Source organism: Fodinibius sp. Rm-B-1B1-1, assembly GCF_038594945.1.
In the GTDB taxonomy this organism is placed as follows: domain Bacteria; phylum Bacteroidota; class Rhodothermia; order Balneolales; family Balneolaceae; genus Fodinibius; species Fodinibius alkaliphilus.
Map to the genome: position 1 here is coordinate 216934 of NZ_JBCFYD010000001.1, position 26076 is coordinate 243009.

The 26076-nt window shown below is 40.8% G+C and carries 24 protein-coding genes and 2 tRNA genes; 15 read left to right on the forward strand and 11 right to left on the reverse strand.

The window, feature by feature from the left end; all coding sequences use genetic code 11:
• Together AAFH98_RS00985 and AAFH98_RS00990 are read left to right on the forward strand one after the other, a co-directional pair.
• Nucleotides 1–699, forward strand: coding sequence for a hypothetical protein (locus AAFH98_RS00985; RefSeq protein WP_342520800.1), 699 nt, complete (start codon nucleotides 1–3; stop codon nucleotides 697–699).
• 3 nt (nucleotides 700–702) lie between these two features.
• Nucleotides 703–2028, forward strand: a complete 1326-nt coding sequence (locus AAFH98_RS00990; protein ID WP_342520801.1) for an ABC1 kinase family protein — start codon at nucleotides 703–705, stop codon at nucleotides 2026–2028.
• A gap of 70 nt (nucleotides 2029–2098) precedes the next feature.
• Here AAFH98_RS00990 and hflC read toward each other — a convergent pair whose 3' ends face one another.
• The 3 genes from hflC to AAFH98_RS01005 all read right to left on the reverse strand — a co-directional run bounded on the left by hflC (nucleotide 2099) and on the right by AAFH98_RS01005 (nucleotide 6666).
• The gene (gene hflC / locus AAFH98_RS00995) at nucleotides 2099–3046 is read right to left on the reverse strand and encodes a protease modulator HflC (RefSeq protein ID WP_342520802.1); all 948 of its coding nucleotides are present in this window, start codon (nucleotides 3044–3046) and stop codon (nucleotides 2099–2101) included.
• A 2-nt stretch (nucleotides 3047–3048) separates the two neighbouring features.
• Nucleotides 3049–4068: an FtsH protease activity modulator HflK gene (hflK, locus tag AAFH98_RS01000; RefSeq protein ID WP_342520803.1), complete on the reverse strand. Its 1020-nt coding sequence runs from the start codon at nucleotides 4066–4068 to the stop codon at nucleotides 3049–3051.
• A gap of 63 nt (nucleotides 4069–4131) precedes the next feature.
• Complete coding sequence (locus AAFH98_RS01005; protein WP_342520804.1) at nucleotides 4132–6666, reverse strand: PP2C family protein-serine/threonine phosphatase; 2535 nt, start codon at nucleotides 6664–6666, stop codon at nucleotides 4132–4134.
• A gap of 258 nt (nucleotides 6667–6924) precedes the next feature.
• Between AAFH98_RS01005 and AAFH98_RS01010 the strand changes: the two genes are divergently transcribed.
• Nucleotides 6925–7242, forward strand: a complete 318-nt coding sequence (locus tag AAFH98_RS01010; RefSeq protein WP_342520805.1) for a biopolymer transporter ExbD — start codon at nucleotides 6925–6927, stop codon at nucleotides 7240–7242.
• Between the two features lie 93 nt (nucleotides 7243–7335).
• Here AAFH98_RS01010 and AAFH98_RS01015 read toward each other — a convergent pair whose 3' ends face one another.
• Both AAFH98_RS01015 and AAFH98_RS01020 read right to left on the reverse strand, forming a co-directional pair.
• Nucleotides 7336–7797 (reverse strand): BrxA/BrxB family bacilliredoxin, encoded by a 462-nt coding sequence (locus tag AAFH98_RS01015; protein WP_342520806.1) that lies wholly within the window; start codon nucleotides 7795–7797, stop codon nucleotides 7336–7338.
• A gap of 127 nt (nucleotides 7798–7924) precedes the next feature.
• Entirely contained in the window at nucleotides 7925–8533 is a 609-nt protein-coding gene (locus tag AAFH98_RS01020) for a superoxide dismutase (protein ID WP_342520807.1), read from the reverse strand.
• Nucleotides 8534–8771: 238 nt separating this feature from the next.
• Between AAFH98_RS01020 and sthA the strand changes: the two genes are divergently transcribed.
• On the forward strand, nucleotides 8772–10232 hold the full coding sequence (gene sthA / locus AAFH98_RS01025; protein ID WP_342520808.1) for a Si-specific NAD(P)(+) transhydrogenase: 1461 nt from the start codon (nucleotides 8772–8774) through the stop codon (nucleotides 10230–10232).
• A 53-nt stretch (nucleotides 10233–10285) separates the two neighbouring features.
• Here sthA and AAFH98_RS01030 read toward each other — a convergent pair whose 3' ends face one another.
• Entirely contained in the window at nucleotides 10286–10999 is a 714-nt protein-coding gene (locus AAFH98_RS01030; RefSeq protein WP_342520809.1) for a DUF429 domain-containing protein, read from the reverse strand.
• A 15-nt stretch (nucleotides 11000–11014) separates the two neighbouring features.
• Entirely contained in the window at nucleotides 11015–12817 is a 1803-nt protein-coding gene (aspS, locus tag AAFH98_RS01035) for an aspartate--tRNA ligase (protein WP_342520810.1), read from the reverse strand.
• 201 nt (nucleotides 12818–13018) lie between these two features.
• On the opposite strand from aspS, the gene AAFH98_RS01040 reads away from it, so the two are divergent.
• Together AAFH98_RS01040 and AAFH98_RS01045 are read left to right on the forward strand one after the other, a co-directional pair.
• Complete coding sequence (locus AAFH98_RS01040; protein ID WP_342520811.1) at nucleotides 13019–13672, forward strand: response regulator transcription factor; 654 nt, start codon at nucleotides 13019–13021, stop codon at nucleotides 13670–13672.
• A gap of 345 nt (nucleotides 13673–14017) precedes the next feature.
• Nucleotides 14018–15766, forward strand: coding sequence for a sensor histidine kinase (locus tag AAFH98_RS01045; RefSeq protein WP_342520812.1), 1749 nt, complete (start codon nucleotides 14018–14020; stop codon nucleotides 15764–15766).
• Nucleotides 15767–15824: 58 nt separating this feature from the next.
• Here the strand turns inward: AAFH98_RS01045 and AAFH98_RS01050 are convergent.
• A tRNA-Met gene (locus tag AAFH98_RS01050) sits at nucleotides 15825–15898 on the reverse strand.
• A 184-nt stretch (nucleotides 15899–16082) separates the two neighbouring features.
• Between AAFH98_RS01050 and proS the strand changes: the two genes are divergently transcribed.
• The 5 genes from proS (at nucleotide 16083) to AAFH98_RS01075 (ending at nucleotide 20976) form a co-directional block, all read left to right on the forward strand.
• Nucleotides 16083–17549, forward strand: a complete 1467-nt coding sequence (gene proS / locus AAFH98_RS01055) for a proline--tRNA ligase (RefSeq protein WP_342520813.1) — start codon at nucleotides 16083–16085, stop codon at nucleotides 17547–17549.
• A 9-nt stretch (nucleotides 17550–17558) separates the two neighbouring features.
• Nucleotides 17559–18236, forward strand: coding sequence for a hypothetical protein (locus AAFH98_RS01060; protein ID WP_342520814.1), 678 nt, complete (start codon nucleotides 17559–17561; stop codon nucleotides 18234–18236).
• Entirely contained in the window at nucleotides 18230–19750 is a 1521-nt protein-coding gene (locus AAFH98_RS01065) for an NAD(P)H-hydrate dehydratase (RefSeq protein WP_342520815.1), read from the forward strand. Before AAFH98_RS01060 ends, AAFH98_RS01065 begins: the two co-directional genes overlap by 7 nt.
• Nucleotides 19747–20172, forward strand: coding sequence for a VanZ family protein (locus AAFH98_RS01070; protein WP_342520816.1), 426 nt, complete (start codon nucleotides 19747–19749; stop codon nucleotides 20170–20172). The genes AAFH98_RS01065 and AAFH98_RS01070 overlap by 4 nt, the downstream gene beginning before the upstream one ends.
• A 150-nt stretch (nucleotides 20173–20322) precedes the next feature.
• Nucleotides 20323–20976 (forward strand): energy transducer TonB, encoded by a 654-nt coding sequence (locus AAFH98_RS01075; protein ID WP_342520817.1) that lies wholly within the window; start codon nucleotides 20323–20325, stop codon nucleotides 20974–20976.
• Nucleotides 20977–21038: 62 nt separating this feature from the next.
• Here the strand turns inward: AAFH98_RS01075 and AAFH98_RS01080 are convergent, their stop codons facing one another.
• Nucleotides 21039–21503 carry an NUDIX hydrolase gene (locus tag AAFH98_RS01080; RefSeq protein WP_342520818.1) on the reverse strand — a complete coding sequence of 155 codons (465 nt, stop codon included), beginning with the start codon at nucleotides 21501–21503 and terminating at the stop codon, nucleotides 21039–21041.
• A complete protein-coding gene (locus AAFH98_RS01085; protein WP_342520819.1) occupies nucleotides 21503–21829 on the reverse strand; it encodes a DUF1844 domain-containing protein in 327 nt (108 codons plus the stop codon). The genes AAFH98_RS01080 and AAFH98_RS01085 overlap by 1 nt, the downstream gene beginning before the upstream one ends.
• A 167-nt stretch (nucleotides 21830–21996) precedes the next feature.
• Between AAFH98_RS01085 and AAFH98_RS01090 the strand changes: the two genes are divergently transcribed.
• Nucleotides 21997–23205, forward strand: coding sequence for a DUF1015 domain-containing protein (locus AAFH98_RS01090; RefSeq protein ID WP_342520820.1), 1209 nt, complete (start codon nucleotides 21997–21999; stop codon nucleotides 23203–23205).
• Nucleotides 23206–23229: 24 nt separating this feature from the next.
• Entirely contained in the window at nucleotides 23230–24309 is a 1080-nt protein-coding gene (gene serC, locus AAFH98_RS01095) for a 3-phosphoserine/phosphohydroxythreonine transaminase (protein ID WP_342520821.1), read from the forward strand.
• A gap of 70 nt (nucleotides 24310–24379) precedes the next feature.
• Here serC and AAFH98_RS01100 read toward each other — a convergent pair whose 3' ends face one another.
• Nucleotides 24380–24997 (reverse strand): rhomboid family intramembrane serine protease, encoded by a 618-nt coding sequence (locus AAFH98_RS01100; RefSeq protein WP_342520822.1) that lies wholly within the window; start codon nucleotides 24995–24997, stop codon nucleotides 24380–24382.
• A 113-nt stretch (nucleotides 24998–25110) separates the two neighbouring features.
• On the opposite strand from AAFH98_RS01100, the gene AAFH98_RS01105 reads away from it, so the two are divergent.
• Nucleotides 25111–25182: transfer RNA gene (locus tag AAFH98_RS01105), tRNA-Thr, on the forward strand.
• A 177-nt stretch (nucleotides 25183–25359) separates the two neighbouring features.
• Nucleotides 25360–26031: a septal ring lytic transglycosylase RlpA family protein gene (locus tag AAFH98_RS01110; protein ID WP_342520823.1), complete on the forward strand. Its 672-nt coding sequence runs from the start codon at nucleotides 25360–25362 to the stop codon at nucleotides 26029–26031.
• The last annotated feature ends 45 nt before the right edge of the window (nucleotides 26032–26076 follow it).

Consider the following 26076-nt stretch of genomic DNA (forward strand, 5'->3'; position numbering starts at 1 on the left):
ATGGATAGATTTGATCCCGATACATTTGAAATGAAGTTTATGATCGCCAATGCTGCAACTGATTTATACATCCAGGGCGATGGCGAATTTTATATTAAAGATGTAGCAAAAAAAGTGGATATCACTCCTGCTGAGGTATTCAATTACTTTCCGAATAAAAAAGCCATTTTAGAATTCTATTATGCTTCGCTTATTATTCGCTATGAGATGATGATTGATGAAATTGATAATTTTGAATCCTATACCCTGAGCGAGAAACTATCAAATTTTGCATTTACCAATTTTGATATGCTTCGTGAAAAAGAGGGATTCGTAGAAGCCACGCTCGAAGATTATATCTTAAACAGTTTCTGTAAAACGGATTTTGAAAAGGAGCTTGAACGGTTAGCAAAACAATTTTTACAGAATGATGATCGCGTCTCGATCGCTTCTACCCTGGTGCTAAACCAATATGCCTACTCTCTGCTACGTCGGCAGTACCTGGAACTATTGCGCTTTTGGATCAACGATACCAGCGAAGACAAAGAACTTACCATGGAGCTGACCGATAAAGCTACTGCTGTATTACAAGAGGCTGTTTACAATCCAGTACTCGACAAAAGTTTTGATCTATTCAAATTCATAAATGCTAATCGAAAGGCATTTATCAACAATATCCCCATTGTAAAAAAACTCTGTTCTAAAATTGAAATACGATAATATATGAGTAACGATTTTCCATCCTCTAAGCTTGAGCGCGGTAAAATTTTTGCAAAAACGGGCCTTAAGGTAGGCACAAACTATGCAAAACGATATCTCAAAAAATCTGCAGGTAAAAAAGAAAGTGAAGAAGAGGGCAAAAAATTTCATGCCGATAATGCCCGCCAGGTTTTCAATGAATTCACCAAACTTCGCGGCACTGCACTAAAAATTGCCCAATCATTAAGTATGGATGACGGTATGCTGCCCGAAGAATTTGCTGAGGTAATGAGCGAATCGCAATACAGCGTACCACCTATCAACAAAGCGTTGGCCCGATCAATTATACGAAAGGAACTCGGGGATTATCCCGAAAACCTATTCGCCCATTTTAATACTGAAGCTATTGCTGCTGCATCTATCGGACAAGTTCACGAGGCTGAGCTTAAAAACGGGCAAAAAGTTGCAGTTAAAATTCAGTACCCGAATGTTCGCAATACCATTCATTCCGATTTATCGATGGCTAAAACACTTATGAAACGTATCGTTAATCGAAATGGGAATTTTGACGAATATTTTGAAGAAATTGAAGATACGCTGATAGAGGAAACCGATTATCACCAAGAAGGTAAATACCTACAATATTTTAACAAGCGATTTTCGGAAGGTGATGTTATAACCCCCAAATACATAGCGGAGTTTTCGACCGGTAAAGTACTAACTATGTCTTTCATAGAAGGGCGACATCTAAAAGAATTTTTAGCCTCCAACCCCAGCCAAGAAGAACGTAATCATTTCGGACAACTGCTCTGGGACTTCTTTCACGATCAGGTAGAGCAACGTAATTTTATTCATGCCGATACCCACCCCGGCAATTTTTTCTTCCGTGAAGATGGTAAATTAGGTGTTATCGATTTTGGATGCGTAAAGAAGTTCTCAGAAGAGTTTACCCACAATTATATGAAACTGCTACCTAAGCATTTAAAACAAAATGAACAAGAAATCAGGGAGCTATATCTGAAGCTGGATATTATTAAGGCGAATCCTAAAAATCCCGAAAAAGAAGAAGAATTTTTCCAATTTTGTAAAGCCTATGGAGATACATTTGCCAAACCATATATGGGCAATGAGTTTGATTTTAGTGATCCTGAATTTAAGGAAAAAATCACGCACTTCGCCCGCGAATTACCTATCAAAAACGAACCGCGTGGCGACAAAAACTTTATCTATAGTACCAAAGTCCATATTGGGCTATACAACATGCTAATGAAATTGGGAGCGCAAATTGACACCGAACGGAGTAAAAAACTTACTCACAATATGATTGAAACTATGGATAAAGGAACGTAAACAACCTATAACTAAAAATAGCCCAAGGGTTACCCCCGGGCTATTTTTATACGTTAAAACTCCTTTCTTTTTAATTTTCCATATCACGCAAAAACCGGAAGAATTCACTATCCGTTGACAGAATAACAGAAGTCTCTTTATCTAAAGACTTCCCATACGACTCCAGCGTTCGTGTAAAGTTATAGAGCTCACGCGCTGTATTACTTTGGTTATAGGCATCTGCGTAAATGGCTGTGGCCTGTGCATCAGCCTCACCCCTAATTTCCTCGGCTCGGCGGAATGCTTCCGACTCTATCGACTGCAGCTCTCGCTCTTTCTCACCATTAATACGAGCCGCTTCCCCTTCTCCTTCGGAACGAAACTTATCAGCAATGCGATTACGCTCACTTATCATTCGGTCATAGACAGTTTGGCGCACATCTTCTACATAGTTAATCCGCTTAAACCGAAAGTCAAGTACTTTTAATCCAAGATCTGAAGCCCGCTCGTTGGCTAACCCTTGTATCATTGTTTGGATAGAATCACGGCCCACAGAGATATCGGCCAGCGTATCTTCTACGATTTCAGTGATCGTAGCATCTGATTTTGGATCACGATTAGATGATCGAACCACCTCTACCAGGTCATGCGAGGCAACAGCATTACGCGTTTCCCCATCTAAAATATCATCCAGCCGCGATTGGGCCCCTCGCTCATCACGCAATCGCTTAAAAAATTGTAATGGGTCCGTTATCTGCCATCGAGCGTACGTATCCACAAAAATAAACTTTTTATCCTTGGTTGGCACCTGGTTTCGGTCGCCATCCCATTCGAGATAGCGCTCATCAAAATAGTGTGCTCGCTGTATAAACGGGACCTTCATATTTAAGCCGGGATCGGTTACTGTTTCTCCAATTGGCTCACCAAATTGCGTAATAATAACCTGCTCCGTTTCATCGACGGTATAAAACCCATCCAAAGCTACCAACACCAAGATCCCCAGAACTACAAGTAATGAAATACCTTTCCAATTCTTCATCGCTAATTCTCCTGTTGATTTGAATTCGTATTCGGTTGATCAATATTTACTCCATCCATCTGCATCTGCAGCAACGGAAGCACGTTATTTCCATTTTGATCCGTTATAATCTTTTTGCCCAGCTTGGGAATTACATCCTCCAGGGTTTCGAGATACAGTCTGCGCTTGGTAACTTCGGGCGCTTTTATATATTCTCGGTACAACTGATTAAAACGCGAAGCTTCACCTTCAGCACGATTCACCCGATTCACAGCATATCCTTCTGCTCGTTGAATAGTTTCTTGTGCGCGTCCCTTGGCCCGTGGAATAACTTTATTAAACTCTGATTTTGCCTGATTTATCAGGGTCTCTTTTCGCTGTTGAGCCTCATTAACGGCATTAAACGAAGGTTTTACAGGATCTGGGGGATTAATATCTTGCAACACAATCTGCTCTATCTGGATACCCGATTCATATTCATCGCAAATTTTTTGGACCATTTCCTGTGCCTTGGCAGCAACTTCGGCACGACCAACGGTTAATACCTCGTTTACGGTCCGATCTCCAACAATTTGCCGCATGGCCGATTCTGATATATCGCGCAAGGTTTGCTCGGGATTCCGAATTTTAAACAAAAAGTTATAGGGATCATCCACACGATATTGCACAACCCACTCCACATCAGCCAGATTAAGATCTCCGGAAAGCATCAATGATTCATCGCCATACCCCTCTTCCTGATATGACGAACGCACATCAGCTGAAGTTGTTCGATAGCCAAATTCATGCTTTAGTTGTCGTTCAACGGGAACGTACTGTACATCTTCAACGAAGGGTGCTTTAAAGTTCAGTCCCGGATAGGCCGTTCGGGTATATTCCCCAAAACGAGTTACAATACCTACTTCTTCGGGATTTACCGTAAAAAAAGATGAAAATGCCACCACCAATATTAAAGCACCCAATATAATGTATTGGATATTGTTGCTTAAGTTTTTGATTTGGGGCGGCACATTCATTCCAGAAAAATTATCCTCTTGTGCCATATATAAAAAGGATTGATTTCAAATTAGAAATTAAAATTTTAACAAGATACGTAATAACAGTCTTTACACTTTTAAACAAATAATAGTTGTATCATCAGCTAATTGATAATCACTGAACTTCTGTACCTTTCGCTTTATATCCATGGCAATTTCATTACTCGGTCGCTGCTGGGTATCCAACTCTTCAACTAACCTCAGCAAACTCTCAAATCCAAAGCGCTCACCTTGTGGATTCACTGCTTCTGGCAGACCATCAGAATATAGTAGTAAAAAATCCCCTTGCTGCATTTGTAATTCATAGGGTTGATAGTCTACGGTAGAACGCAATCCCAATGGAAATTTGGGGGCTGGCGTGTTAATAAATTCTGCCTTTCCATCTCTTTTTAAAATCGGTAAACAATGTCCTGCGTTAGCAAGCTTCAATATTTGATTTTCAAAATGATACTGTGCAATGATACAGGTGATAAATGTCTGCCGATCAGTGCGGCTGTGCAATGTGGGAGCAATTTCCCGTAAAATTGAATCGGGGGCATCCTTATGCAGACGAGAAAGCAATAGTCCACTGGTAAAAACTGCGTGCATAGCAGCTTTCATCGCTTTCCCAGACACATCCGCAATTGTCATATTCAAGACTTGACTATCAGCCGTACTATTTGTGCCCAAAATATAATCGAAATAATCACCCCCTACTTCGAATGACGGCATAAAAAAGCCATACACGTCGATTCCCTGTGCCGAAGGGGGACGCAGCGGCATCAATTTAAACTGACTTTCGCGAGCAATTTCAATCTCTTTTTCAACTCGCAAATGGTTAGCCATCCGCTCTTGGTATTCAGGAATATATCCTCCCATTTCTGAAACCGAGTTTCCATATTTGTAAGCGATAAATCCATAAATAAGGGGCGCCCCCAGGATAAAGAATTGTGTCCATGCTACGTACGCTACATTCATACTTTGCGATCCCCAATACGGCATTATTAACAAAATGGACATAAATACCCACCATCCTGCTGCAAAGGAAACCAAGCCTGAGTTATGGAAAGTTAATAGGACAATAACAGCTAATGCTGTATACACAATCAAGTCATACCATTCTGCTCCTACAAGTTCGAATAACATTCCTGATCCGGAAAATAAGAACCCAAGCAACAAAATACCGGATCCGTAATATATCCAGCGATTATTAATTTTAGACTGTAAAAAGCCCGTACTTACGGCTATGTGTCCCAGCACTACCAAACATGTATTTACCCAAATTGCTAAATTTATAGTCAATAGTTTTGGGGTCATCCCCGCTTCAGTAAACCCAAACTGGCTGTCATACTGATAATAAACAGTGCCGGCCAAATAAAGTGCGACCGCAAATATCCCTAATAACATACCCCCAATGGCATATCCCCGTAACAATCCTTCTCCTGTTTCTCGAAAGAAAAAACGTTTCCGCCAATAAGCATCCAGCAGATGCAACTGCTGCTCATTTCGATTTCTGGCCATTGCTTCCCAGCCGATATAGGCTAAGGCCCCATACAATCCTAAAATGGCTGCAAAGATAAGGTTGTTGAGAATAAACAGGGCTTCACTGGTTTGATTCCAAAAGCCGCTCATGGTATTCATCAGGTATAGCACCCGCCATCCTAAAATACCCAAAGTAATCGTTACTAATATAAACAGGGCGCGCCGCCATTCTACCTGTCCTTTATTAATATATTTGATCCCAAAGAAAACGACGATTATTGCTAAAAAGGCAAGAGAGCCAAAGGTGGTCGCCAAATCGATAGTACTGATACTCTCTGGTGTATCAAGTGCTTCGGGTTCATATTGATCCATAGCTTTAAACTCTTCGACAGCCACTCCATATCGAATATTGGCCATATTGGGCGTATTATTCTCCCTGATGATTGGCTTTACCTCAAGCGACATTGTATGGGGGCCATCAGCACTAACGTTACTCTTAACCCAGTTGAAAACCATATTATTTCCCACTCGCGTTTGGGAAAGTTCTAACGGTTGTTGTTTGGATACTGGCTCTGATGTAAAAACCGTATCCCGTACATCCACATAATCTAAACGGTAGTTCTGTAAATTATATCCCAAAACGTCTCGTACAATGCGATTGGCAATGGCAAAAAGAGAATCCCCAGAAACAAAAGTAGGATTAGGGTTACCATTATAGGAAGAAATTCTACGGACATTACCCTGCTGATCATATCGAATACCTAATCGGCCAAGCGTACTTAAAAAGTCGTTACTTTCACGGGAGTAACCATCCCCCTCGTCTTGGGCTGTGCCAAGATTGACCTCCCAACCGGTAAGATGAATGCCCGATCGATTTAAATCAGCTGTTGATTGGAGACTACTATCAGCACTATCTTTTAAGGTTTTATAGTAATTCAAATGCTGACTCCTCTTTGTCATCATCTGAAGGCTATCAGTCGAAAAACCCAACTGCTGGGCAATACTTGCTGTTTGCTGCTCTATAGCTGATTTGCTTAGCTGGATCGGTGCCCCCGCATTAAAAGCTATCTTCGAATGCAATACAAAAAAAACCGCCAACCCAATGACGCCTAAAAACAACCAATATATTAATTGTCGCCCCATATATTATGTTTTAAAAGCAGCTTTAAACCCCTCTTTTACAACGGATTTTTAAGGATATAAATAGTTCAATTGAGATTAAATATACGATCATCCATAAGAATACCCTACGAAAATTCTCGATCTAAGTTTCTTTCAATATTCATTTATTGAATGATAACTTTGAGCACAAATTCTTACCCTATTTGGCTGGATATTGCTTTTACAAAAGTGGATTAGTATATATAGGATAAGATATCAATAAATTTAATGGTCCCTGTTATGAAATATTTTTCCTATTTATTCATCGTCACTCTCACAGTTTTAATGTCGTGCTCATTAGAATCGACCGACGAACCCTTATCAACCATCAATGAACAAAATATTGATCTACATATATTACCGGATGGGGCTATAGAATTCGAAGGGGAGCAAATGTCTATTGAAGATTTTAAGAATACGTTTGAGAATTATGACCTTTCCGAAGAAGCTATTGTTCAACTCAAAGTTGATGGGAATGCAACCTTTGGAAAAGTAACAGATATTCAAACAATCTTACGAGAAAAGGGCGTATTAAAAATCAATTATAAAAGACTCTAACTTCCTTTTAGAGAAAAGGTCTTATATAAAAAAGCCGATGAGTTTATACCTCATCGGCTTTTTATTTCAATAACTGTAAACAGATCTAATTAATCAGCTTTCTGCTTCTTCAGTTTCTTCCTCACCGTCAAATGCTTTGAAAACCATCTTTAAATCGTCAGCGATCTCAACTTTTGTTCGTCCCTCAATACGATGGCGGGGAATCATCGCTTTAATTTCACCATCCTTAAAATAAGCAAAAGCCGGCGACGACGGAGGATATTCGCTAAAATATTCACGTGCACGAGCAGTTGCCTCTTTATCCTGACCAGCAAAAACAGTCACCATGTGATCAGGCTTAATCTCCGATTCATCAAGCGCAATTTTCACACCGGGTCGTGCATTTCCTGCCGCACAACCGCACACCGAATTAATTACCATTAGCATCGTGCCTTCATCGTATTCATCCATGGCACGGTCTACGTCTTCAACCGTCTCAAGTTCCTCAATACCCAAATCGGTTAATTCTTCACGCATCCAAGAAACGTCGGGGCCTGCTCCAAGTCCAAATTGCATAATTATCTAAATTTATTCTTGCTTTGTGTTAAACCCTAAAATATAAGGGTCAAATATGAAGTATGTAAGAAGAAAAAGCACTCCACAAAAAATGGAGTGCCTTCCCTTATCTTACAATATCTGCCAACTACTTAGCATCGTTGTAATACTCATTCACCTGATCCCAATTGACCAAGTTCCAGAAATTGCTGACATACTTACCACGTTCGTTTTGATAATGCAGATAGTAAGCATGCTCCCAAACATCAACGCCAAGAATAGGTGTTAGGCCATTCATATACGGACTGTTTTGATTGGCCGTAGAAATAACTTCGAGTCCACCGTCTTTCGTTACACACAACCAACCCCATCCAGAACCAAACTGGCCGGTAGCAGCATTATTAAATGCTTCTTTAAAACTTTTAAAATCGCCAAATTCTTCATTAATGGCATCAGCAATATCTCCAGTTGGAGCACCACCGCCATTGGGCGAAAGTATCGTCCAAAACAACTTGTGATTGGCATAACCACCACCGTTATTAATTACAGCCTGTCGAATATCTTCGGGGACTTCAGTAATGCGTTGCAAAACCTCTTCAATAGGCAGATCGGCAAACTCCGAACCTTTCAGGGCTGCATTTACTTTATTGGTATATCCCTGATGGTGTTTACCGTGATGGATCTTCATTGTGCGCTCATCAATATGTGGTTCAAGCGCATCATAATCGTAGGGTAGATCAGGTAATTCGTAAGCCATAATAATTCGTTTTTAGTTTTAAATAGTAGTTAATAATATAATTCGGAAATAATGTTATCTCCTTTCAGTGCAATACCTTAAATTTAGCACCTTTAATACACAGTACCAATCATATTTAAGGTGCGAATCGTTCCATTTTAGGCTCAACCTTTGTGACAGAGAAAATGGTACATAGATAGCAAATTTACCCTATTTTTAAACAGAAATTTAATCACAGTATTAGTCTTTAGCTTTCATTATGAGTCGAGATTACGATATCATTATTATCGGCACCGGTCCGGCCGGATTTTCATGCGCTATGCAAAGCTCAAAATTTGATCAGAATGTTCTGGTTGTCGAATCACACAAAAAGTATTTGGGGGGTACCTGGATCAATACGGGGACAGTCCCCAGTAAGGCATTACGGGAAGCGGCCAAAAACATTCTCGATTTTAATGAACAGTTTGGCGATCACGAGCATAAAAAGCCTTATGAACGCTTTCAGATGAGCGATCTTCTGCAATACAAGCAGGATATTCTTGAAAAGGAAAATCAAAAAGCTAAAAATGACCTTATAAAAAATAAGGTTGATGTAGCTCGTGGTTTTGGTCAGCTCAAAGACGCCCATACGGTTGAGGTGGAAACGCATATCGGTTCTACAGAAACTTACACCGCCGATTACATCTTACTTAGTACGGGTAGCAACCCGGCAGAACCCCAAAATTTTGAGCTCGACCATGACAAAATTTTGGATTATGAATCTATTTTAGAAATTACCCACATTCCACGACGGCTCGTCATTATAGGATCAGGGGTGAATGCGATAGAATATGCTACGATTTTTTCTGCACTGGGTACACGTGTAACGATGCTCAGTAGTAGAAAAGATTACCTCACTTTCTTAGATCATGAAATTAAGGAGCACTTAGGTGACTCCCTAAACCGAAAAGGTATTACAATAAAAACCAATATTGAGATTGAGGATGTAGCCTTTAATGGGTTAAGAAATCATACCGAAGTTAAGTTTAAGTCCAAAGCGGAAGACCAACGACTGCAAGTTATTGAAACGGAACACGTCCTCTTTTTAGGCGGGCGTAAACCAAATGTAAATGGCCTGAACCTTGAGGCAGCAGGCGTTGAGACTGATGATCATAACTTCATCAAAACAGATGACACTTTTAAAACAAATGTTGATAATATTTATGCTGCCGGTGATGTCATTGGATTTCCCCGCTTGGCTTCAGCTTCATTCTCACAAGGACGTTTAGCCGCATGCAATATGTTTGGCATTCCCGCGCTTTCGGTACCCGATCAAATTCCCTATGGCATTTATGGCATTCCTGAAATTGCCAATATCGGTATTACCGAACAGGATGCCGAAGAGATGGGCTTGGATATCACTGTAGGACGTGCCTACTTTAAAAATATCGCGAAAGCGAATATGAGCAACAATACCGAAGGTATCCTCAAGCTGGTTTTTAATACCAATACGCTAAAGCTACTCGGCGTTCATATTTTGGGAAATGATGCACCAAACCTCATCCACTTGGGACAATCGGTCATGTCATACGATGGCGATATACGATACTTTATCAACCACGTCATGAATTATCCTACTCTTAGTGAGGCCTATCGTATTGCTGCCTTTAATGGAGTTAACCGCGTCTATCAAGCCGGTGTTAAGTACAAAAATATTCTTGAGGATAAGAAGGAGAAATAAATACACATGGAGGATCTCTCCTCCATTTTAATATGATGATACCCCTAAAATCCTTAAACGTAATGAATAGCCATCGGCAATCCCGTGGAATCAGTTGGTGGCTCCTCAGGTAGGGTCTTCAGCTCTTCTTTTTCGACAGACTGTAATGCAAACCAAGCCAGTGCCATCGCATCAACGATATCATCCTCATCCACCTGATTACGTCGATACTCCTCCTTTATGTCCCGAAAAAAGTCATCGGCATACTTACTGCGATCTTTCAACAGCTTAAGCCGGTGACGCAATCCCTTTTTCGTTGCTTTCTTTTGCAGGATAGAATTATTGCCATTTAAAATACGAAACAGCAACTCGGGATGACTCTCAAAAACCTTTTCTCTAAGCTCTTCATCATCCTGTAAAAACTGATCAATCGTTTTAATATTCGGCGTGATATTCCATGCCTGAGTAGAAATTTTCTTTCCCGTAATCTCATAACTGGTCATTGAGGCCTCGGCATAAGTCGGCGAATACAATGCTGGACGAATAGGAGGATTAAATACACTGGCTTGGTAATCGGGCCCCAAAACATCGCGTAGCTCTTGGTCGCACGTTCTCATATAATCCTCATCGGTTAACCCAATAGGAACATCAATGAAAATGCGATCAAAGTCCTCTAAATATTGCTTCAATTCTTCATCAGACTCCAACAGCCAGTAACCGGCCCCTTCATCATCCAAACTTATTGCAATCCAGCCTGCTCGGCAGCCGTCAATTCCTAATGTTTTCAATCCTGTAATAAGTTATTATTCAGATTCTTGTTCCTGCGCTTCTCTCGTTGCATAATTTTTCAAATCGATATGCAAATCATCCAACTGTTCCTGATCTACAAAATCGGGACTGCTATCCATAAGGCTTTGCGCCTTTTGATTTTTGGGAAATGCAATAACATCACGAAGACTCGTTCCTCCTGACAGAATCATTACAATGCGATCTACGCCAAGCGCAATACCTCCGTGCGGTGGCGCGCCATATTTAAATGCATCCAGCAAAAAGCCAAATCGCTTCTGGGCTTCTGCCTCATCAATACCTAACAACTCAAACATGTGGGTTTGAAGTTCCCGATCGTGAATACGAATGGATCCGCCCCCAATCTCATATCCATTAAGTACTAAATCATAAGCACGCGAACGTACTTCTTCAGGATTGTCCTTAAGCTTATCCAGATCATCGGGATTTGGAGCTGTAAAAGGATGATGCAATGCATGATAACGATGATCTTCTTTGCTGTATTCTACCAACGGAAAGTCCGTAACCCAAAGAAAGTTATAAGCATCTTCATCAATAAGGTTATGTTCTTTACCCATCATCAAACGCAACTGCCCCATTTGCTTATATACCTCTGGGGATGGTCCAGCAAGAATCAAGATCAGATCGCCTATCTCAGCTTCTGCCCGCTCAACCATGGCATCCACCGTTTCATCCGTTAAAAATTTGCCTACGCTACACTTTACGCCATCGTCTTCATTAAGCTTCGTGTAGATAAGTCCGGCGGCTCCCGTTTCTTTTTGCACGCGTTCAGTCAATCGGTCAATAGCACCACGGCCTATATCTCCCTGTCCGGGTACCGTAATGCCAAGCACCGCGCCGCCTTTGTCAACTGTGTTAGAGAAAATTTTGAATTCTGAATCTGCCACCAAATCGGAAAGGTCGGTAAATTCAAGCCCGAACCGCGTATCTGGCTTGTCTGTTCCATAGGTTTTTATAGCATGATCATATGTCATCCGATCGAACGAGGGTTCAATCTCTTCATCCACGGTATCACTCATAATTTTTTGCATGAGTCCTTCTGTGGCCTCCATCACATCCTCTTCATCCACAAACGACATTTCTACATCAATCTGAGTAAACTCTGGTTGACGATCTGCGCGAAGATCCTCATCCCGGAAACATTTGACAATCTGGAAATAACGATCAAAGCCAGAAACCATTAACAATTGTTTATATGTCTGTGGACTTTGTGGGAGCGCAAAAAATCTACCGGGATTTACGCGACTTGGTACCAAATAGTCACGCGCCCCCTCGGGAGTGCTCTTCATAAGTACCGGCGTTTCCACTTCCAGAAAATCGTTATCATAGAAATAAGACCGGGTAGACTGATAGAAGCTTGATCGCATCATCATATTTTCCTGGATCTCAGGACGACGCAAATCCAGATAGCGATACTTAAGACGTAGCTCCTCACTTGTTTTAATACCATCCTTAATTTCGAAAGGCGTTGTTTCCGCTTCAGAGTAAATTTCTAAATCCGTAGCTCGAATTTCTACCTCCCCTGTAGGTAACTCCGGGTTGATGTTATCTTCGCCCCGTTTTTCTACAACTCCTTTTATGCCAACCACATATTCTGTTCGCAGAGACTCTGCCTTTTCGTGGAGTTTCTCATCCGTTTCATAAAACACAATTTGGGTGATACCGTGCCGATCTCTTAGATCAATAAAAATAACACCGCCCAGATCGCGCCGCGTCGATACCCAGCCATTTAATACAACTTCTTCGTCGGTATTTTCGAGTGATAGTTCAGAACAGTGATGGGTTCGTTTCCACGTCATAAAAGTTACTACTTTCTATAATTTTGATATCTATTTTTCAGAAGCTATGAAAATAAGCAATATGAGAACCAATCGCTTACTGTTATTTGCCCCTCGTTCATTAGAAAATAACTATCTATTTCTGAATTAACCCAGCTTTGATTACTTTGGTTTTATAATAATGGTAAAACCCAATGTATGACGGTGCAGTGAGGCTAACCCATGGCTCCTATATCAGTGCTAATAGCTGATGATCACGAGATAATACGATTTGGCATCAGTACATATTTATCATCATCCGAGGATATCGAGATCGTTGGTGAAGCCTCAACAGGAGAAGAGTGTTTACAGTTATTTCAGGAAACGCATCCAGATATTTGTATTCTTGATATTGGGATGCCTGATAAGGATGGCATCGAAACAGCGAAAGAAATACGAGCATGTGAGCAGGAAACAAAAATTTTAATCCTCTCCATGCACATTGATAAAGAGATACTTCGCCGCGCCCTATCTGCTGACATTAATGGCTACCTGTTAAAAAACACTGAGAAAAGAGACCTTCTTCATGGCATCAGGGCTATTGTAAAAGGACAACAGGTTTTTAGTGATCCCATATCTGAAATGATTAAAGAATCATTTCTAACTAAAACGCCTGATCGTAACAACCACTATCAGCAAGACATCACAGAGCGAGAGAGAGAAATTCTACAACTTATTGTTGATGGACTGACAAGCAAAGAAATTGCCGAAAAATTATACATAAGTCCACGTACTGTTGACACCCACCGCGCCAACCTTATGGAAAAGCTGCAACTCAATAATATTGCTGAACTTGTGCGATATTCAATCCGCCATCAGCTGGTGAACATTGAATAATACAAAATACGTAATTTTACGTAGACAAAATACCAACTTATCGCTATTGATGGTGGTAGCACCATAATGTACTTTATAATTGCAAATGGGGTAATAGCCGTCTGTAGATGATATTTAGCAGTTATCTGTGACAGGATAACTGCTAATTTTTTTGCACCTACACCATTGCTGCCTTTCTCATATTCGAAACCTCCCACCTGCTGCCTCACAGGCAGTCATCTATTTTTGCTTAAATAAATAACAACCTGCATATTGATTAAAACTACAGACATTACAAATCTTCAACAGATTTATTGCAAAAAATGATTAGGAACAGCCTCGTTCTAAAAAAGGCTTAAAACAAAAATGTTTAACAAAGGAAACACCAAGAAGACAAATACGGCTATTATTATAATTTTTGTGGTAATTGCCGCTTTTACCTTTGTAGCCGGACATTATGGTACTAAAACAACTTCGGCGGTTCGTGCTTACGTTACTGGCGAAGGGCAATGGACAAAAGCTCAAAAAGAAGCAACACATCAACTCATACTTTACAGTATTCATCAAGACACAAGTTACTACAATAACTTCCGCGAAAAACTGAAACTACACCACAGTTTTACTGAAGCACGCAAAACACTCCTTTCTGAAAACCCGGATATTTTCCGGGCTACCCAAAAATTTAAAACATCAGATCTGCACTCCGATGACATTGATCTTATAATTTGGTTGACTCGGAACTTTAAAGAATTCAGCCACTTTAAAAAAGCTTTAGCTATTTGGGAAGAGGGCGATAAGTACATTGCTAAATTGGACAGTCTTGGCTACCAGGTTCATCAAACAATACAAGCTGAGGAGATGAATCAATCCAAACAGTTACAATATCTGACGAAAGTATCCTCGCTTGACAATACATTAACAGATCTTGAAACCCGTTTTTCATCCGTTATGGGGGCAACGGCACGCTGGATTCAAACCACCGTCTTTTGGATGATTATCACAGTTGGAGCAATTCTTATCATTATTGGTTATTTGTTAACCCGTCGCTTTTTCAATCAAATCAATCAGCTCAACAGGCAACTTTACGAGAGCGAGACCAAATTTAAAAAGGTATTAAGATATTCTCGAGATGTCATTTATCAACTCAACTTTGATACAGCGGACTATGAGTATATGAGTCCCTATGTAGAAAAGATGCTCGGATATACTGTCGAAGAGATACTTGGACGTGGTAAAGAGTTTATTTTAGACCTTATCCACCCTGATGATCTCGAAAGGCTCAATCGGGAAGTCAAGCAAATGGAAGGGGAACAATTAGAAGAACAGTTTACTCAAACAACTGAATTCCGAATAAAACGGAAAGACGGTCATTACATCTGGGTAAACAATCAGCGTTCGCTTGTTAAAGACGAAGAGGGTAACCCCATTGCCATTGTAGGGAGTGTCAGAGATATTTCGGATCGGAAAAATCACGAAGTCGAAATCCAACAAGCTTTAAAAGAGAAAAAAACTCTTTTAGTAGAAATCCACCATCGTGTTAAAAACAACCTTGCTGTTATTTCGAGCCTTTTGGAATTACAAAAACAAGAATCAGGAGAAGCTGTAGAGACTGTACTTGAGAAAACACAAACCCGTATACAGTCAATCGCAAAAATTCATGAAAAATTATACCAGACTAAAGATTTATCTAATATCAATATCGATGAATATATTGATGAGTTTACATCGGTTATTTTTGATGCCTACAACATTTCGGAAAGAGATATTATAATACACAAAAGGTTGGACTCATTTAAAATAGATATCATTAAGGCTGTACCACTTGCCTTAATATACAATGAACTCCTTAATAACGCCTTTAAACATGGTTTTGATAATCAAGAAGAAGGGAAAATATCCATTAACTTAACAAAAGGTGAGAACCAAGCCACATTAACGGTTACCAATGATGGTAATACCCTGCCCGATAACTTCTCACTGGATGAAGATCAATCGTTGGGCATGACACTGGTATTGACACTTACCCAGCAACTGGAAGGGGATATAAACTACAGCCAAAATGGTCATACAGCATTTGAGATCACTTTTCCTATAAATAAGGGGGATATAGCTTAGTTGCTAATTAAAAAATCCCTAAGCAGTTATTTATAAACCACTTAGGGATACTAACAAGTACCGTGGGGCGGATTCGAACCGCCGACCTCCGGGTTATGAATCCGACGCTCTCACCAACTGAGCTACCACGGTATTTCTGACTAAATCAAGAGTTGCCAAATATAAGGGTTTTCGTATTAAATATTAAAACACTTTTTTAGTCACTTGCTCAACACTTTAAAAAAGCATTTATCTTTTTTGAGGCTCTTCGAAATCGCCTTATTTTCCAGCTTACAAAATTAAATACATAGTTAAGCATTGAATCTGTTTATTTCTCATGGCAAAAAAAATAACTGAACAAAACGAAGATTTTTCGCAATGGTATCAAGATGTAATTCGTGAAGGAAAGTTGGCCGACCATTCTCCTGTGCGCGGCTGCATGGTTATTCGTCCTAACGGCTATGCCCTTTGGGAAAACATGCAAGACTCGCTGGATCAAATGTTTAAAGATACCGGTCATGAGAATGCCTATTTCCCGTTATTCATTCCTAAATCATTTTTATCAAAAGAAGCCCAGCATGTTGAGGGTTTTGCCAAAGAATGTGCAGTGGTTACCCACAGCCGTCTAAAAAGCTCAGATGATGGTGTAGAAGTTGATCCCGAATCCGAATTAGAAGAGGAACTTATTGTTCGGCCTACTTCTGAAACAATTATCTGGGATTCCTACCGAAACTGGATCCAATCGTACCGCGACCTTCCCATCCTTATAAACCAGTGGGCCAATGTCGTTCGCTGGGAGATGCGCACACGGTTGTTTTTGCGCACAATGGAGTTTCTGTGGCAAGAAGGTCACACGGCACATGCCACAAAGCAAGAAGCCGTTGACGAAACCAAGCAGATGCTTGAGGTCTACCGCACTTTTGCCGAAGAATATATGGCCATGCCGGTAATTACGGGAGTAAAAACAGAATCCGAACGCTTTGCCGGTGCTGTTGATACCTATTGCATCGAAACGCTGTTACAGGATAATAAAGCTCTACAAGCCGGTACCTCGCACTTTCTTGGACAGAATTTTGCCAAAGCTTTTGATGTAAAATTCCAAAGCTCAGAAGGCCAGCACGAATATGTTTGGGCAACCAGCTGGGGTGTTTCTACCCGGCTAATTGGTGGCCTGATTATGACCCATTCTGATGACCAGGGATTAGTTCTACCTCCTAAATTAGCTCCAAATCAAGTGGTTATTGTCCCTATCTGGAAAAGCGATGAACAGCAAGAGCAAGTGCTCGATTACTGCCAAGAAATTATTGATGAACTTAAAGCCTTAGACATCCGGGTAAAATTAGACGACCGCGAAAATATGAGTCCGGGATGGAAGTTTAACGAGCACGAAGCCGCAGGTATCCCCTTGCGACTCACTATTGGCCCACGCGACCTTGAAAATAACAATGTGGAATTAGCACGACGTGATACGCTCGATAAAAACATTGTTGATCGTGATGGAATTGCCCAACGAGCTGATAATCTGCTCGACACTATTCAGGACGACTTATTCACATCAGCCAAAAAGCGTATCGAAGAAAATACCCATGAGGTTGATTCGTATGATGAGTTTAAGGAAGTCATCGAAAATGAAGGCGGATTTATTTATGCCCACTGGGATGGCACTCCCGAGACGGAAGAAAAAATCAAAGACGAAACCAAAGCCACTATCCGATGTATTCCGCTCGAAGATGGTGAAGAAGGAGAATGTATTGTAACCGGCAAACCGTCCAAACAAAAAGTATTGTTTGCACGCGCCTATTAATCAACTGCTATGGAACAATCATCCGTAGACAGTACCCTCAATATTTTTGATCGTTTTGCCGAGGAAGGATCTGCCCGACTTATATCCGACCTCGGCAATCCCTTATTTATGCCACCGGCCATTCTATTAGGTTCCTGCCTCCTGATTAACATATCACTGCTCAATAGCTTATTAATTACCGGTACAGCTGTAATAGGTTTTAGCCTGCTTCCCTTTCTTCTTACCCTTTACCTTTTCAGAAAAGGGTATATCCATTCCCTTGATTTGCCCATCAGAAAAACTCGGTCGGTGCTGTATGCCTTTTCGATCCTTAGTTCAATTATAGCCTATCTCATTATATGGCAACTTATTCAGCCCAATCACAATCTTATTCCTGCTATTATCTTAACGCTTATTGCTAATTTAGCCATTGCCTTCTTACTAAATTTACGGTGGAAGGTCAGCGTTCATTCAGCTTCCGTAGCAGTAGCCGGTACAATATATAGCCTCATATATCTCTGGGGGATGTCATCTTTGCCTTATGTCACATTAATTTTATCCTTATTACACCTTTTGCTACTTTTACCTGTAATGATGTGGGCACGATACAAACTAAGCGTCCATTCATTAACAGAATTATTTAGTGGAGCTATAGCCGGAATTCTGCTTACAATAATTGAGCTAATTATATTTACAAATCTATGGTAACAGAGACTCTTGAGGCGCCTTACTCGCACTACCTTTTCGATGCTGATCTGAGCCAGGAAATAGATCAGCGGACTATTGAAGAAATGGGGATCGATGGTTTTACCCTCATGGAAATTGCTGGTTCATCCGCTGCCAAAATCTTGTTAGAAAAATCCGACCTCAAACACGGCCTATACCTTTGCGGCAAAGGAAACAATGCTGGAGACGCCTTGGTTATAGCACGCTATCTGCTTCAACATAATGTTGAAGCCACACTCGTTTTTTTGAGCGGTACGGATGACCTTTCACCTGATACTCAAAAAAATTTAGATCTCCTTAAAGAGTTTAATTCTGAAAATAAATTAACCATCTATGAAAACTGGGCGACCTTTGAATCCCCAGACACACATGATTTTGTTGTTGATGGGATGCTTGGCACAGGCCTTACCAGTGATGTAAGAAACGACTATGCCAAGGCTGTAACATGGGCTAACAAGCAAACTCAACCCGTTTTTGCAATGGATATCCCCACTGGCCTGCATGCTAACTCAGGTCAAAAAATGGGACATCTTATCCACGCGAATACGACGTTTTCTTTTGGTGGACGAAAACAAGGTTTATATCTCAATTACGGCCCAAAATCGGCTGGCAAAATCCATTATTGTGAACTCCCCTTTCCGAACAAATATAAAAACACTTGCAATACCTTTTTACTGGATGAAGAGTGGCTTCGGCCACAACCTCCTTCACCCGGAGAACATAAATATGATGCTGGTGTACTATATATTATTGCCGGATCAGAGGGGTTAACCGGTGCGGCCATCATGTCTGCCCAAAGTGCCTGGGCAGAAGGACTTGGTGCAGTAATTTTAGTTTGTCCACACGGACTGCTTAACATTTACGAGCAAACTCTTCCATCCATCATAAAAAAACCGGTAGGCAAAAGAGAAGATTATTATTTCCAAAAAGAACATTCCAATCAGGTTATAGAGGTTCTATCAGAAAAAAAGGGAGCGGTACTTTTTGGACCAGGCATAGGCCGTAAAAATACTACGATTGAATTCGTTGAGAAGGTTTTGTCCGCCAATAACTATCCCACTGTTATTGATGCCGATGGATTGTGGTGTTTGGCACAACTTGATCATTGGCCTAAGCCTGACCAATCCGAATGGGTCTTAACGCCCCATCCGGGAGAATTATCAAGGCTTACGAATAACGAGGAGGACGGTCCTCAAAAAGAACGATTATCAACCGTTAGAAAATATGCACAACAAAAAGACGTTACGCTACTTTCTAAAGGGATGCCCGGAATTGTTGGAACACCATCGGGCAAATGCTATCTAACAAACTACAACACACGTTATTTTGCACGAGCAGGCAGCGGTGATGTCTTAGCCGGAAAAGTAGGGGCGTATTTGGCTATGAATAATAGTCCAGACAAAAGCTGTTGCCTTGGACTATTAAATGGCAAACAAAAACTTGATCATTATTTAAAAGAGTATACCCAGTTGCCCGAACCAAAAGACTTTATATGAAATCGAACAATTTTGTTTATTCTTTTCTTTCGAAACACAGTTACCTGTTACCTTTAGGAGTCATAAGCTTAACCATAGGTATGCTGTTACTAACACTCTTACCCTCAAACTATATCGGAGAAAACCAGTTATGGAGCTTTGATAAATTAGGACATACACTACTTTTTGGGGGATGGAGTTTAGCCTTGGGCCTTTATCTCAATATTTATAAGAACAAACATATCAAACCTTGGATCGTTTTTGCGTGTGGCGTGCTTTTTGGATTAATAATTGAAATCCTTCAGTATAGCCTACCCGTAAATAGGCATGCCGATCCCATAGATTTCCTTTTTGATGTAATTGGCTGTCTCATTGCCGTTTGGGTATTGAAGCTTGTATTACCTAAAAACGCCGACAAGCCCGTTGAAACAAAAGCCATATGAGACCTTTCGGACTTGATTTCTGAAAAGAATTAAAAAAATGAAATAATTTAGCGTTAATTATTGTTATTATATTGGAGATTAATGAGAATAATTTGTTTACTTACAAAACAAAATTAGTTTATTTCAATCTAACTTGGAGTTAACAGCATTATGGGTTCGAATAAAAGAAAAAAGCCAAAGGCTGATTTAAGAAATTACTATACCATCTTCTGGCAGTTAGGGCTGGTTGTTGTTCTGTTGATCTTCATTACTGCCATGAAAGTTGAATGGGTTTCTGAAAAACAAGACGTTGATCTGACCCAAGAACAAGAAGTGGTCGAGATGGAGGAAATTGAACAAACAAAACAGGAAGAAAAGCCACCACCCCCTCCTCGTCCACAGGTACCCGTTGAAGTACCTAATGATGAGATTGTTGAGGATCAAGAAATTAATATTGATGCCGATATCAATATGGATGAACCTCTTCCAGAACCGGAAGAGCCCCAAGAAGAAGAGGAAGAAGATTTCTTTGTTGCCGTTGAAAATATGCCTGAACTAAAGGGCGGACTTGGAGAACTTCAACAGAAAATAAACTATCCTGATATGGCCCGGAAGGCGGGAATTGAAGGACGTGTTATTGTCCAGTTTATTGTAAACGAAGATGGACAAGTTGAAGATCCAAGAGTAGTACGTGGAATTGGCGGAGGCTGCGATGAAGAAGCACTTCGTGTAGTCAAAGAAGCTCAATTTACACCGGGACGCCAGCGTGGAAATCCCGTTCGCGTTCAGTACAGTTTGCCTATTACATTTAGGCTACAAAACTAAGCATTTTACTCACAGCACAGATATTACAAAGGCCTGCTTTTTCAAGCAGGCCTTTTCTATTTCTAACTATCACTATTCCCCTTATCTTCTCGGAACTCCCGATACTTCAACTCGAAGGTATTAAGTACCTCTATTAGATTTTCATATCCTACCAGCGTTTTCGCATCGCTTAACCGTTCCCAGCTTACTTCTTGAATCCCTTCTTCAGTTTCGGGACGAAAACTAATTTCAGCATCATCCGGGAATTTCATAGCAAACCAATACGTAGTTTTGCCATAATGTATTCCATGGCGTTCATATTCGTGATAGGTTTCCTGCAGGTCAAAAATGATATTGGGAGATACTGGTGTGCCTACCTCTTCTGAAACTTCCCGAACAGAACACTCCTTAATCGTTTCTCCTTCATCAAGCTTCCCTTTTGGCATATCCCATACACCGCGGCGATAAATGAGTAGCACAAAAGGATCACTACTATTACTCTCCTTAACAACTACTCCGCCAGCAGCTTTGATAGATTCAACCTCCATCACTCCTCTTGATCTCCAGAATCTTCACCACCATCCTTTTCTTTTTCATCAGCATAATTCATACGTAAATTATTCAGTGTTTCTGTTAAATAACTTTTAAGCTGATCGGGCAAATTACCCTGTGTAAATTCCTCAAGCATCAACAAAGTATCGATTGCAAACTTTGCTGACTTTAAATCACGTTCCGTATCTCCCGTTTGCGGATTTTCCAGTTTCCCCATTCCCATCATAGCAATCTGTTGATGCTGTTGCACCAACATCATAAAAAGAAGCTGTTGCTGTTCGTCTTCAGATAAATTATCACCGTTATAATTCTTCTTGTCCATAACTAATAATTTTTATTTAAAATTGACCTTAAAATAAGTGCTTTTCCGTAAATAATTAACTTTTGAAGTAATCCATCTTATTAAAAAATAATCTTTAAATATTGTTTACATCCAAGTACCTTAGAAGGCGTTAATCAATCCAACCCATATAATAAGAGAACCTTTAAATGGCCATTATCAAACCCTTTAAAGCCTGGCATCCAGATCCAAAAAACGTAGAAAAAATCACTTGTGTTCCCTACGACGTTGTAAGTATTGATGAAGCCCGCACACTTGCCGAAGGAAAACCCAAAAGTTTTTTACATGTTGTTCGACCAGAAATTGATCTGCCCGGCAATACCGACCCCCATGATGATGCAGTTTATGAAAAAGGTGCCGAAAATCTTCATCAGCTTCTTAATAATGGCACGTTAATCCAGGAGGAGAAGCCGCAGATCTATGTGTACCAACTCATTAGAAATGGACGACCACAAACAGGTGTTTTTGCCTGCCTTTCTGTTGAAGATTACGATAATGAAGTTATTCTAAAACATGAATTAACACGTCCAACCAAAGAAGATGACCGTACCCGCCATATTCTAACCCAAGAGGCCCACGCCGAACCGGTTATGATTACCTATAAAGATGATGGAGAAACAGGCTCTCTAATGGAAAAAGCCATGCAAAATAAGCCACTTTTTGACTTTGAAGCCTCCGATGGGGTTGTCCACAAGTTGTGGAGAGTCAAAAATACCGACGCTTTTATTAATGCGTTCGACGATATCCCCCACCTTTATATTGCTGACGGCCATCATCGCTGCAAGAGTGCCTCACGCGCAGCGGAACAAAAACGGAAAGAAAATCCAAACCATACAGGTGATGAAGAATATAACTTCTTTCCGGCCGTCATGTTCCCTATGTCGGATATGAACATCTTACCCTACAATCGCGTGGTCCATTCAATCCCTGATAATTTTCTTGATTCACTGCAAGACCACTTCGACCTTTTTGTAGATGCTGATCCTCAACCTTCCCAAAAGGGAATGGTAACTGTCTATATCAATGGCACTTGGTATGGACTTAAACTTCCGTTAGATGATAACCCAAACAGCGTTCAAAAGCTGGATGCTCATCGACTGCAAGAGTTTGTACTTTCTCCCCTGCTCGATATTAATGATCCTCGACGCGATGATAACATTTCATTTGTTGGCGGCATCCGCGGAACCGACGAGCTGAAAAAACTTGTTGATAGTGGTGAGGTTGAGCTTGCTATCAGCATGTATCCAACAAGTATTGAAGAATTAATAGCAGTCTCTGATGAAGGGTTATTAATGCCTCCGAAATCTACTTGGTTTGAACCTAAATTAGGATCAGGTTTGTTAGTTCACACATTTTAAATCAAACAATTTAAGGAATTTCGTATGAAACGCGTTCACAACTTTAGTGCAGGTCCCGCAACACTTCCTTTAGAAGTTTTACAAAAAGCCCAGCAAGAACTTTCCAACTTCCAGGATATGGGCAGATCAGTGATGGAGATCAGTCACCGTAGTGCTCAATACACCGAAATCGACCGGCAGGCAAAGGCTCGTTTGCGCGATTTACTGGGGCTTGGCGATGACTTTGAAATCATGTTCTTACAGGGTGGTGCCAGCTCTCAGTTTATGATGGTTCCCTTTAACTTTTTGGATGAAGGACAAACAGCCGACTATATCGACACTGGCCGTTGGTCAAATAAAGCCATCCGGGAGGCAAGTATTTTTGGCAATGTGCACCGACCATTCAGCAGCAGCGAATCTGGATATGACCGTGTGCCTACTGATGACGAACTGAATTTCAGCGATGATCCGGCATATGTCCATTTTACATCCAACAACACTGTTGCCGGCACTCAGTTCCCTAAAGAGCCCGAGACTAATGGCATACCCCTCGTTTGTGATGCATCTTCAGATTTTCTATCCAAGCCTATTGATGTCAATCGGTATGGACTAATCTATGCCGGTGCTCAAAAAAATATTGGCCCAGCCGGCGTTACAGTTGTCATTATCCGCAAAGATTTTCTTAAAAAAGCAGATCCAGAAGGTGTTCCAACGATTTTGCAATATCAAACACACGCAGAAAAAATCTTTAACACTCCCCCCACCTTTAATGTATACATGGTGAACCTCGTGTTAGAATGGATACAAGATAAAGGCGGACTCGATTATTTTGAATCCTTCAACAAGGAAAAAGCAAAACTGCTTTACGATGAAATTGATCGGGATGATTTTTATCGCGGCGCCGTTAAAAAAGAATCCCGCTCTCTCATGAATGCCACCTTTCGATTGCCATCCGAAGAGTTGGAAGCTAAGTTTTTATCTGAAGCCGAACAACAGGACCTCTATACATTAAAAGGACACCGTAGTGTGGGCGGTATCCGAGCCAGTATGTACAATGCTTGTCCAATGGAAAGTGTAGAAACACTGGTTGATTTCATGAAGGATTTCCGCAACAATAATGGATAGCATAGAACACGGATAAAACAGATTTGGCAGATTTCGCTGGTGTAGATCCGTTGCCTCTGTACAGTTGGTACTAAATTAAGCCGAATACGGTTAAGAGATGATCAATCGTATTCGGCACAAAAATCACCAGGTATAAAATGCCCCACAACGCACCGGCGATGTGTGCTTCGTGATTAATTTTACCTCGCTCCTGCTTGCTGGCATACATGCTGTATATCAAATATAGGATCGCAAACACAAAAGCTGGTATGGGAATGGGGATGAGCAGGAGATAAATTTTTTCCATTGGAAAAAGGAAAATAAAGGCAAACAGAACTGACCCCACTGCTCCTGATGCGCCCAGCGTGGCATAGTTCGGATCATCCTTAAACTTGATTATGGATGGAATACCAGCCACAATCAATCCGGTCAGGTATAATCCTGCGAAATAACTGCTACCCAGCACACGCTCCATTACGGGACCAAAAAAGTACAGCGTAAACATATTCACAAACAGGTGACCCAAATTGGCGTGTAAAAATCCCGATGTCAGCAATTCATACCATGTGTTTTTCTGCACCGTGCGATAGGGTTTCAGGTATCCCTTCTCGATGAGAGTGGGAAACACATAAAGTGCCACAAGCGAAATAATCACATTTGCTGTGACCAAGTAAAAAGTTGCGGGGTAGTTTGCTATATAATTTTCCATAGATACATATTTTGATCATCGAAGATAGACAAGAGCAACCTCGATCTCCAATTTTATTTACGAACAAGCTTGCTTCCCAAGTATCCCAGTGCTTATATTTGACCACTTCAAAAGCCGATGTAGCTCAGGGGTAGAGCGATTCTCTCGTAAAGAATAGGTCGCTGGTTCGAATCCAGTCATCGGCTCTTTTTATTAAACATTCAATCAAAAGAAACAGATTGTCCCCCCACTCACCTACTTTATCTGGAACAATCTGTTTTCAATTCTGTTTGATCATCTTGATGAATTCCTCAATCCTACTGTAGATTTTCATTACCAGTAAAAATATATTTGATTACACTCTTAACACAAGCCTAACTACCTTGCGGATATTTCCAATCCTTGCTTTAGTAATCAGCCTATTCATCACCTCTTGTGGTACCACCTCGCGATATGGAGAACCTGATGATACAAAACCAGCAACTGAAGCAACGGGCACAGGCAAAAAAATTGAGGATGGAATAGCCAGCTGGTATGGCCCCAATTTCGATGGGAAACTTACTGCTAATGGCGAAACGTATGATATGTATGAACTTACGGCTGCCCATCGCACACTGCCTTTTGATACCATTCTAAAAGTAAAAAATCTTGATAATGGAAAATCGGTACAGGTACGTATTAACGACCGTGGTCCCTATGCAAAAAACAGGATTATTGACCTATCAAAGAAAGCTGCACAGGAAATAGACATGCTGGGTCCGGGCACAGCCAATGTAGAGCTTATTTTGCTGGAAGGGAATTTGGCAAATTCACGTGTCACAGATCTCAAAGTTCCTACATATACGGTTCAACTTGCATCATTTGAGAACCGGCAACAAGCCGAAAATCACGCAAAAAAGATACGTGGAGCCCGGGTAGAGAAAATAACAATGGGAGATAATATTTTATATCGGGTGTATCACGGTATTTATACTGACAAAAACAACGCTCGGAAAAAACAACGTCAACTTAAACGACAAGGGTTCAGCGGATACGTCAAACAGATCGAAAATTAGATTTTTAAAAAGTTACCTATTCTTGGAATGTAAGCCCTCCTGTTT